Source organism: Nostoc sp. CALU 1950 (assembly GCF_051172895.1).
In the GTDB taxonomy this organism is placed as follows: domain Bacteria; phylum Cyanobacteriota; class Cyanobacteriia; order Cyanobacteriales; family Nostocaceae; genus Nostoc; species Nostoc edaphicum_A.
On the sequence record NZ_JBDNJQ010000248.1, the window covers coordinates 1 to 7994 of the forward strand.

The following is a 7994-nucleotide window of genomic DNA, read 5'->3' on the forward strand; positions in this document are numbered from 1 at the left end:
CTTATACTGAGAGAGCTTTTTTACACCCTGACCTACTTTTCAAACACCCTCTAAGGGCTTTCAAGGGCAGGTTTTTAGAAAAGGGTAGATGATAGGATAAAACATCGTGGCACAAAGCGGGTCATGAACGAGTATTCAGGCTTGAACAGTTGGATAGCGATCGTTTATGGCGATGCTTGATGCAGAGAGTGTGCGTAAGTCATAAAGGAGCCAAAAGCAAAAGTTAAGCTGGGAACGAGAGATGTACACTACGGCGGTACTCGCCTGGTGTAGTCCCTGTCCAACGTTTAAAGGCATGATAGAAGGCGCTAGTTTCTGAGAAGCCAAGGAGAAAGGCAACTTCACAGATGGCGATATGGCGTTCTTGGAGATAGTAAATGGACAACTGCTGCCGCATTTGGTCTAACAGTTCTTGATAAGAAGTTCCGGCTTTTTTAAGTTGGCGTTGCAGAGTGCGAGGAGTATATCCTAGACGATGAGCGATCGCTTCCAAGCTAGGGTTACTAGTACGCAGTCCTTCACTAATCAGCTGAAGTACTCTGTCTACAAGAGTTTCATTTCGTGGTAATCGAGCTAACAAATCCTCAGCATAGCGATCAAGGATGCTACATAGGCCAGGGTCTGATTTCAACACTGGTTGCCCAAGAAAAGCAACATCAAATAAAATTTCCGCTGTTGGTTGATTGAACTCTAACAGAGCGCGAAATAAACAGCGGTAAGCAGAAATATCTTCTGGTGTTGAGATCGGAAAGTTGACTTGGATTGGCACCCAATCTAGTCCAGTTATCCTGCGAACAGCAACGACGATACTTGCTAAACCCCACTGAACGCAAACCACAGGCGGTTGAGGTAGTCCGAAAATAATACTAGTCAGTTGGGTTACGTTGTCTTCGGTTTTCAGAAAGAACTTGATGCCTGTGTGTAACAATTCCGAGTATCGGACTATCCTTGACAACGCTTCAGCCACGTCTGTGCAGCTATTAATCACATAGCCAAGTATATCCCAGGTGGCGGGGACATTAAATTCTGGTAGATGTAAACCAATATAGCGATCGCCAGACTGATGAACAATCTCTTGCCAGAGAGCATAATACTGTTCGCGGGAAATTCGGGCATCAGCATTTTCAAGGATGGATGCATCGAGTCCAATGGCAGCCAAGAGCGCCTCCGGCTGTAAGTTGACACCACGCGCTGCATTGAGAATGCCTTGCACAAACTTAATTGAGACAGTGTGGAACATACAACACGACTCGACGAAGATTGCTGTTAGTCATTTAATTGTAATTACCTGCTTGAGGTTTAAATATCAAACTTTTTGTCGCATTGAATCAATGCTTCCAGCTAAATAACAACAGTAACTTCATAGATAAAGGGGCTTGATTAGCAAGCTCCCAAAAATATACTCACTTGACCAACTTTGCCTAAAAATTGATCAAGCAACTAGGGAGGCTCTGGGATCGTGTCAGATAATTTTTTTGATTTGCATCTTGAAGATGATATAGATATCTTTAAAGGGTTGACAATTCTTGCGGTAGATGACACAAACGATATCTTGATTCTAATTAGCTATATTTTTGAAAGCTATGGAATTCATGTGATGACCGCATCATCAGCTGCGGCAGCATTTGAAATCATTAAACAATTCCCGGTGGATCTTTTAATAAGTGATATTGCTATGCCAGAAAAGTCTGGGTATTGGTTAATACAGAAAGTTAGAACACTTACGCATCCACAAAAAAGAGAAATTCCGGCAATTGCTTTTACTGGCAGTGTTGAAGATAATTCCTCTGAAAAGGCTCTGGCGTTTGGGTTTCATATATATCTTCAAAAGTCTTCTACCCCGAAGCTGTTAATCACAGAAGTAGTAAAACTACTATTAGGGGTAGTGTTACGCAAACCAACTTCATCGCTTGAAAATAGGGGATGAGGGAGCAGAGGGGCAGGGGAGCAGGGCTTTCAAGGGCAGGTTTTTTGTTTAAGCCGATGAGAAAGCTGTGGGACTTCTCCAAGATTCAGGGAAGAAGCTACCAATAGGCAAAGGTTGACCGAGTAACAAGGTAACAATAATCTGAATAAAACCGCGTCGAAAACAACTTAAAAAACGTGTTGGTTTTTTAGCTGGTGGTTGAGTACGTGCTATGTGATCTGGTGGCAAGTCATCATAATTACTATTAGGAGGTGTAGCATCAGCCTCACTGCCAACACCAACCAGCCAGAAAGTAGCGAGAGCGATGGCTAACCAATGTCGTTCGGCACGTTTGGGGTTTTCTTTATCCGGCAAAACCCTAGCTTTTTGGCAAATACTTTTTCCACGTCACAGATTCTCGGTAAAATCTAAAAAGTAAAACTACCGTCCCACAAAGGTTTCAGCGCCAGTTTGAGCGTTGCCAAAAAATGGATAAAGTCGAGCTTAGGGTGAGGGCTTTTGATAAACATAATTTTGAGCCACTTTCCAGTAGCGCGAGAACCGTTTCAAGTCAATATAGCCGTCATAGTCAAAAAGTGGTTCTACCTCTAGCACTTCCACTGCTATAGAACGCTCCATCTGATTACAGATATCATCAAATCGGGGACTGGGACTATTGGCTGTGACAACTAAATTAGCATCATGTTCTTGAGCAAAAGTTAAAACTTCTTGTGCCACATCGCCACGGCGGATAACAACAGGTAACTCTAGCAAACATTCGTAGATAAAAGTCAGACGTTTAAGACTCAATTGCCATTCCTCTATCAAAGCCTCGTCCCAAACCCAGATAGCTGGAGCATCGGGGTATTTTTGTAATGTGGGATTATTTGGACTTAGGCAGTCTCCATGTACCCAAACAATTGGTTTATTCATTTTTCATTTTTTACCTTTCTTTCCACGCTGCCAACTTTGGCTATTGGCTTGTTTGCTAAATTTGCCTTTGGGAAAAAGTCGCTGTTCTAATTCTTCATAACTGCCTTCAAAATCACAATGACCATAGAGGGGACATTTCTGGCAATAAATGCCTTTAGTGTAGCGTTCTAAGTTTTCACGGTTGAAAAAATACGGTTTATGACTAAAGGTGCTAGCAACCCACTGCCATGACATATTATTACTAGCAGGATCTCCGTCTAAAAGGTGTTCGAGAAACCATTTGGCTCCAGCTTGCCAACGAATACGCCGCCAATGGATAACATAAGCCGCTAACCACATTCGAGCGTGGTTATGTAGATAGCCTGTTTCTTTCAAATCACGACTAAAGCTGTCGATGCAAACTCTGCCGGTACTTCCTTCTTTGATATCGTGCGGCAATTCGGGTGCATATTCGCCCACAGTATAACCAGTTTTGTACTCTTCCTGGTCTTTCCAGATTTCATCCCCCAACTTCATATACAACCGTTGCCAATAGTCGCGCCAGCCTAACTCGTTAATTAGTTTCGTAGCATCATCTTGTTGCTGTACTTGGTTGAGGACATAATCTCGAATTTCTCGCAAACTTAAAACGCCATAGCGGATATAAGGCGAAAGTCGCGTAACTGCACCTGTGAAAAAATTACGTGTTTGCGCGTAGCGAACTGGGTCAATTTTTTGCAGCGCGTTTTGTGCCGCTTTGCGTCCCCCCAAAGTTTCGCTGATGTGGTCATCGCGTTGTGCTGCACCTGGGAATTGTTCGCGCAGGTAGGCTACCAACTCATCGCGGTTGGTAAATTCGCGTTGCATATCTTTAGTCATTGTCAGCAAACATGAATGGGTGCGTAGGCATAGCTCAATCTATGTACAATTGTAAAGCGATATTTACGACGAGCTACGCCCATACAATCTCTCACACCCCCATCATGAGCAACATTCCCCAAGTCGGACAACCAGCGCCAGATTTTTCCACCCCTGACCAAAATGGCAATTCAGTCACTCTCGAAGACCTCAGCAGTCAGTGGATTGTCCTCTACTTCTACCCCAAAGATGACACACCAGGCTGTACCACCGAAGCGAAAGATTTCACCGAGTTGTATCAAGACTTCAGCGCACTGGGAGCAAAAATCTTAGGCGTAAGTCCAGATTTGGCTAAGTCCCATTGTAAATTTATCAGCAAACATAACTTGTCAATCACCCTTTTAAGTGACCCAGAACATCTTTTAATCGAAGCCTACGGCGCTTGGCGCTTAAAGAAGTTTATGGGCAAAGAATATATGGGTGTTGCTCGGTCAACTTTTCTAATTTCACCCGATAAAATTATTGTCTATACTTGGCCTAACGTGAAAACCAAAGGTCATGCTCAAGCAGTTTTAACTAAATTACGGGAATTAGCAGCCACGTAACGCGGCTGGATGCTAGAAACTGTTAGCGTGATAATTAAAGTCAGGAATTAGGCTTTTCGCTAAAATAAACATGATTCAAGTCATCCAAGCCCAAAATGTTACTCTTGCCTACTTAAAGAAAAAATTTGCTCTGTATAAATCTGAAGATGAGCAATTTTTTACAGAGTGCTTTGACTATATCCCTGAAATTTCCGAATTAGAAAAGCAATATTTAGACAGAGTTAAAAATAACTATCTCAACGTTCTTGAAAATGCTCCTCTTTTAGAAGAAGCAGTAAAATTGGTAGTATTATCTCCATTGCTAGATTTAGCTGGTTTTTATCGTCCTCCTTTTTATATTGCTACTGAAGAAAGTGTAGAAATTAGTGAAATTTTATCATTGATGATGAAGTAACTACCGAAGATACTAAAGAAATTATTAAAGGTAAAATTGATGTCTTAGTTCTCCAAGATCAGCTATGGTTACTGATAATTGAATCTAAAAGGTCTAGTTTTTCCTTGGCCAAGGCGATTCCTCAAGCACTAACTTATATGCTGGCAAATCCTCACCCTGATCGTCCTACATATTCCTTGGTAATGAATGGAGAAGATTTCCAATTTCTCAAGTTGATAAAACAAGATAAACTAATGTATGCTTTATCTGATAGATTCACTTTATATAGACGTGAAAATGAATTATATAAAGTTTTGAATATATTAAAAAAAATAGGTCAAGTTTTAAATTAATTATCTTTACTCTTTTTATCTAGTCGTATGTCAAATTTAAATTTATAGGTAAGCAAGTTCTTAGTTAAGCACTAAAGTGCTTACTACAAACTCTCAAAGCTATCTTGAACCATTAGGTTAATACTGTAATAGTGTCATAATAGTTATATTGCATCTTTGAAATAAATTATGGTTCAATTTATCCAAGCACAAAATATCGGGCTTGCCTATTTGGAAGAAAGATTTAGCTTACAGCTAGCCGAAGATGAGGCATTTTTCACAGAATGGTTTGAAAATTTACCGGAAATTACAGATTTAGAAAAGCAAGATTTAGACAGAATAAAACTTCATTTTCTCCGTTTAGTCAAGCGTCCTCCTTTGTCAGAAGAAACAGTTAAATTAGTAGTTTTATCTCCTTTACTCAATTTAGCTGGGTTTTATGATGAGCCTTTTTATATGAGAGGCGAGGAATCAATAGAAATTTCTGCGGAAGATGAAGGAGAAATCATTAGAGGTAGAATTGATGTTTTAGTTATTCAAGAACAATTCTGGTTGTTAGTAATTGAATCTAAAAGGTCTAGCTTTTCTCTTTTAGAAGCCATACCTCAAGCACTTGTTTACATGTTGGCTAATCCTAATCAAGACAAACCTGCTTTTGGATTAGTAACAAATGGTAGTGATTTTATTTTCCTGAAACTTACCAAAGAGAATCAGCCAAAGTATGCTATTTCTGACCAATTTACACTTTTGAAACGAGAAAGTGAACTGTATCAAGTTCTAAGTGTATTAAAAAATTTGAGTCAAAGTTTAAGTTAATAATTATGTCTATTCGTCCTATCTACCTTGATTGTCACGCTACTACACCCGTAGATGAACGGGTATTAGCAGCAATGCTTCCCTACTTCACAGAAAAATTTGGCAACCCAGCAAGTATTAGTCATGTTTATGGTTGGGAAGCAGAAGCTGCTGTGAAGCAAACGCGAGAAATTTTAGCAGCAGCAATCAACGCCACACCAGAAGAAATTGTGTTTACGAGTGGTGCAACAGAAGCGAATAATTTAGCTATTAAAGGTGTTGCTGAAGCTTATTTTAAAAAAGGTCAGCATATTATTACTGTTGCAACTGAACATAGTGCAGTTATTGATCCTTGTAATTATTTAAAAAGTCTCGGTTTTGAAATTACTATTCTCCCTGTCCAAAAAGATGGATTGATTGATTTAACTGAGTTAAAAAAAGCTTTCCGTCCTGAGACAATTTTGGTATCGGTGATGGCTGCAAATAACGAAATTGGTGTGTTACAGCCTTTGGCAGAAATTGGGGAAATGTGCCATGAACACAACATCATTTTCCACACCGATGCAGCCCAAGCTATTGGTAAAATTCCCTTGGATGTCCAAGCGATGAAAATTGACTTGATGTCGCTAACAGCCCATAAAGTATATGGCCCCAAAGGCATTGGAGCGCTGTACGTCCGCAGACGCGATCCCAGAGTACAACTGGCTCCGCAGCAGCACGGTGGTGGACATGAACGGGGAATGCGCTCTGGTACATTGTATACACCGCAAATTGTCGGCTTTGGGAGAGCTGTAGAAATCGCTTTAGCTGAACAAGAAATAGAAACCCAACGCCTCACCCAGTTAAGACAAAGATTGTGGGAACAGCTTTCGCAAGTTGAAGGAATTCATCTCAACGGACATCCGCAACAGCGATTGGCGGGAAACTTGAGTATCAGTGTTGAGGGAGTGGATGGAGCCGCACTTTTGCTAGGATTGCAGCCAGTAATGGCCGTATCTTCTGGTTCTGCTTGCTCGTCAACAAATACTGCACCTTCCCATGTTCTCACAGCATTGGGACATTCAGAAAAGCTAGCTTATGCCTCAGTGAGGTTTGGTATTGGACGCTTCAATACCCAAGAGGAGATTGATATTGTGGCGAAACATGCGATCGCTACCATTCAAAGTTTACAAAATAAACGGTAAGCATAAAAGCTAGCAATGCCTCTAATAAGAGGTTTACCTTTTTTCAAGGCAGGTCTATTGATTATTTTGCTATGGGTAACAATCAAGGCTGCGATTATAAATAATTTTTTGGGCAATCTAAATATAGCCCTTTTTTTTGCTTAAGGAACTAATTATTTAAGGAAAGAACCTTTGATAAGAGCCAATTCCAGCCTATCTGACACCAAAATACATTCCTCGCACAATTTGCTGATCAGATTTATTCTCGGTGGCACTACTCTTATTGTGAGTATTTCTGCCTATTTTAGCTATCAGGCTGCTCGGAAAATAACCCTAGAAGACTTGAGAGGAAAAGCTTTTTTAGAGGTACAGAAAGGGGTTGGTGAAATTGAAGAGTGGTTGCATGTTCGCAAAGTGGAGGTGCAAACCCTTGCTCATACTTCAACTATACGCTCCTTAGACTGGTCTGTGGCAGAACCCTATTTAAAGTCAGAAGTTGAGCGGATCAATGAATTTTTCTTTTTCCAAATAGTTAGCCCGGATGGTTTGTTTTCTAATACTAAGGTTGGTCGGTCAAATAAGAATATTAAGGATCGAGACTACTTTCAAAAAGCACTAGCCGGAAAAAGCAACATTTCTGATCCCTTTATTAGTCGTTCCACAGGTATTCCTTTAATTGCGATCGCCACCCCAATTTGGTCAAATTCTCCTACTAATAATTCACCGATTGGAGTCTTTCACGGCAACGTTAAGGTCGATCACATTGCTAAGGTGGTCAACTCGCTGCGCTACGGCAAAAACAGCTATGCATTTGCTCTGAATTCTCAAGGAGAAGCGATTGTTCATCCTGACTCAGCCTTAATGTCAACGGTAGAAAAACCTGCACCCAGTCTGCTGAAAATTCCAGATCGCAATTTAAATGCGATCGCACAGCAGATGGTAAATAAACAACAGGGAATTCAGTTGATGGAAATTGACGGTACCAAAAAGTATATTACGCCTTATGTGAGATGGGGTAGCAAAAAAGAAGGGGAAACCCCAAGATAAAGG

The 7994-nt window shown here is 40.7% G+C and carries 11 protein-coding genes; 7 read left to right on the top strand and 4 right to left on the bottom strand.

Annotated elements, in window-relative coordinates; genetic code table 11:
- Nucleotides 1–223 precede the first annotated feature (223 nt).
- On the bottom strand, nt 224–1240 hold the full coding sequence (locus ABF638_RS35655; protein ID WP_435027491.1) for an AraC family transcriptional regulator: 1017 nt from the start codon (nt 1238–1240) through the stop codon (nt 224–226).
- Between the two features lie 219 nt (nt 1241–1459).
- Here ABF638_RS35655 and ABF638_RS35660 point away from each other — a divergent pair, with 219 nt between their 5' ends.
- Nucleotides 1460–1927, top strand: a complete 468-nt coding sequence (locus tag ABF638_RS35660; protein ID WP_340096013.1) for a response regulator — start codon at nt 1460–1462, stop codon at nt 1925–1927.
- Between the two features lie 48 nt (nt 1928–1975).
- Here ABF638_RS35660 and ABF638_RS35665 read toward each other — a convergent pair whose 3' ends face one another.
- The 3 genes from ABF638_RS35665 to ABF638_RS35675 all read right to left on the bottom strand — a co-directional run bounded on the left by ABF638_RS35665 (nt 1976) and on the right by ABF638_RS35675 (nt 3697).
- Nucleotides 1976–2281 (bottom strand): hypothetical protein, encoded by a 306-nt coding sequence (locus ABF638_RS35665; RefSeq protein WP_435027492.1) that lies wholly within the window; start codon nt 2279–2281, stop codon nt 1976–1978.
- Nucleotides 2282–2410: 129 nt separating this feature from the next.
- Complete coding sequence (locus tag ABF638_RS35670) at nt 2411–2839, bottom strand: hypothetical protein (protein ID WP_435027493.1); 429 nt, start codon at nt 2837–2839, stop codon at nt 2411–2413.
- Between the two features lie 3 nt (nt 2840–2842).
- The gene (locus ABF638_RS35675) at nt 2843–3697 is read right to left on the bottom strand and encodes an FAD-binding domain-containing protein (protein WP_435027494.1); all 855 of its coding nucleotides are present in this window, start codon (nt 3695–3697) and stop codon (nt 2843–2845) included.
- 104 nt (nt 3698–3801) lie between these two features.
- Here ABF638_RS35675 and bcp point away from each other — a divergent pair, with 104 nt between their 5' ends.
- The 6 genes from bcp (at nt 3802) to ABF638_RS35705 (ending at nt 7991) form a co-directional block, all read left to right on the top strand.
- Complete coding sequence (bcp, locus tag ABF638_RS35680; protein WP_435027499.1) at nt 3802–4281, top strand: thioredoxin-dependent thiol peroxidase; 480 nt, start codon at nt 3802–3804, stop codon at nt 4279–4281.
- Between the two features lie 70 nt (nt 4282–4351).
- Entirely contained in the window at nt 4352–4675 is a 324-nt protein-coding gene (locus ABF638_RS35685) for a hypothetical protein (RefSeq protein WP_435027495.1), read from the top strand.
- Nucleotides 4676–4710: 35 nt separating this feature from the next.
- Nucleotides 4711–5007, top strand: a complete 297-nt coding sequence (locus ABF638_RS35690) for a hypothetical protein (protein ID WP_435027500.1) — start codon at nt 4711–4713, stop codon at nt 5005–5007.
- Between the two features lie 168 nt (nt 5008–5175).
- Entirely contained in the window at nt 5176–5802 is a 627-nt protein-coding gene (locus tag ABF638_RS35695) for a type I restriction endonuclease (protein ID WP_435027496.1), read from the top strand.
- Between the two features lie 5 nt (nt 5803–5807).
- Nucleotides 5808–6965 (top strand): cysteine desulfurase family protein, encoded by a 1158-nt coding sequence (locus tag ABF638_RS35700; protein ID WP_435027497.1) that lies wholly within the window; start codon nt 5808–5810, stop codon nt 6963–6965.
- 264 nt (nt 6966–7229) lie between these two features.
- Nucleotides 7230–7991 (top strand): cache domain-containing protein, encoded by a 762-nt coding sequence (locus tag ABF638_RS35705; RefSeq protein WP_435027498.1) that lies wholly within the window; start codon nt 7230–7232, stop codon nt 7989–7991.
- The last annotated feature ends 3 nt before the right edge of the window (nt 7992–7994 follow it).

What these genes read in the sequence shown, in the direction of transcription:
- ABF638_RS35655 (WP_435027491.1), bottom strand. Translation starts at nt 1,240, where the DNA reads ATGTTCCACACTGTCTCAATTAAGTTTGTGCAAGGCATTCTCAATGCA.
- ABF638_RS35670 (WP_435027493.1), bottom strand. Translation starts at nt 2,839, where the DNA reads ATGAATAAACCAATTGTTTGGGTACATGGAGACTGCCTAAGTCCAAAT.
- ABF638_RS35675 (WP_435027494.1), bottom strand. Translation starts at nt 3,697, where the DNA reads ATGACTAAAGATATGCAACGCGAATTTACCAACCGCGATGAGTTGGTA.
- bcp (WP_435027499.1), top strand. Translation starts at nt 3,802, where the DNA reads ATGAGCAACATTCCCCAAGTCGGACAACCAGCGCCAGATTTTTCCACC.
- ABF638_RS35685 (WP_435027495.1), top strand. Translation starts at nt 4,352, where the DNA reads ATGATTCAAGTCATCCAAGCCCAAAATGTTACTCTTGCCTACTTAAAG.
- ABF638_RS35695 (WP_435027496.1), top strand. Translation starts at nt 5,176, where the DNA reads ATGGTTCAATTTATCCAAGCACAAAATATCGGGCTTGCCTATTTGGAA.
- ABF638_RS35700 (WP_435027497.1), top strand. Translation starts at nt 5,808, where the DNA reads ATGTCTATTCGTCCTATCTACCTTGATTGTCACGCTACTACACCCGTA.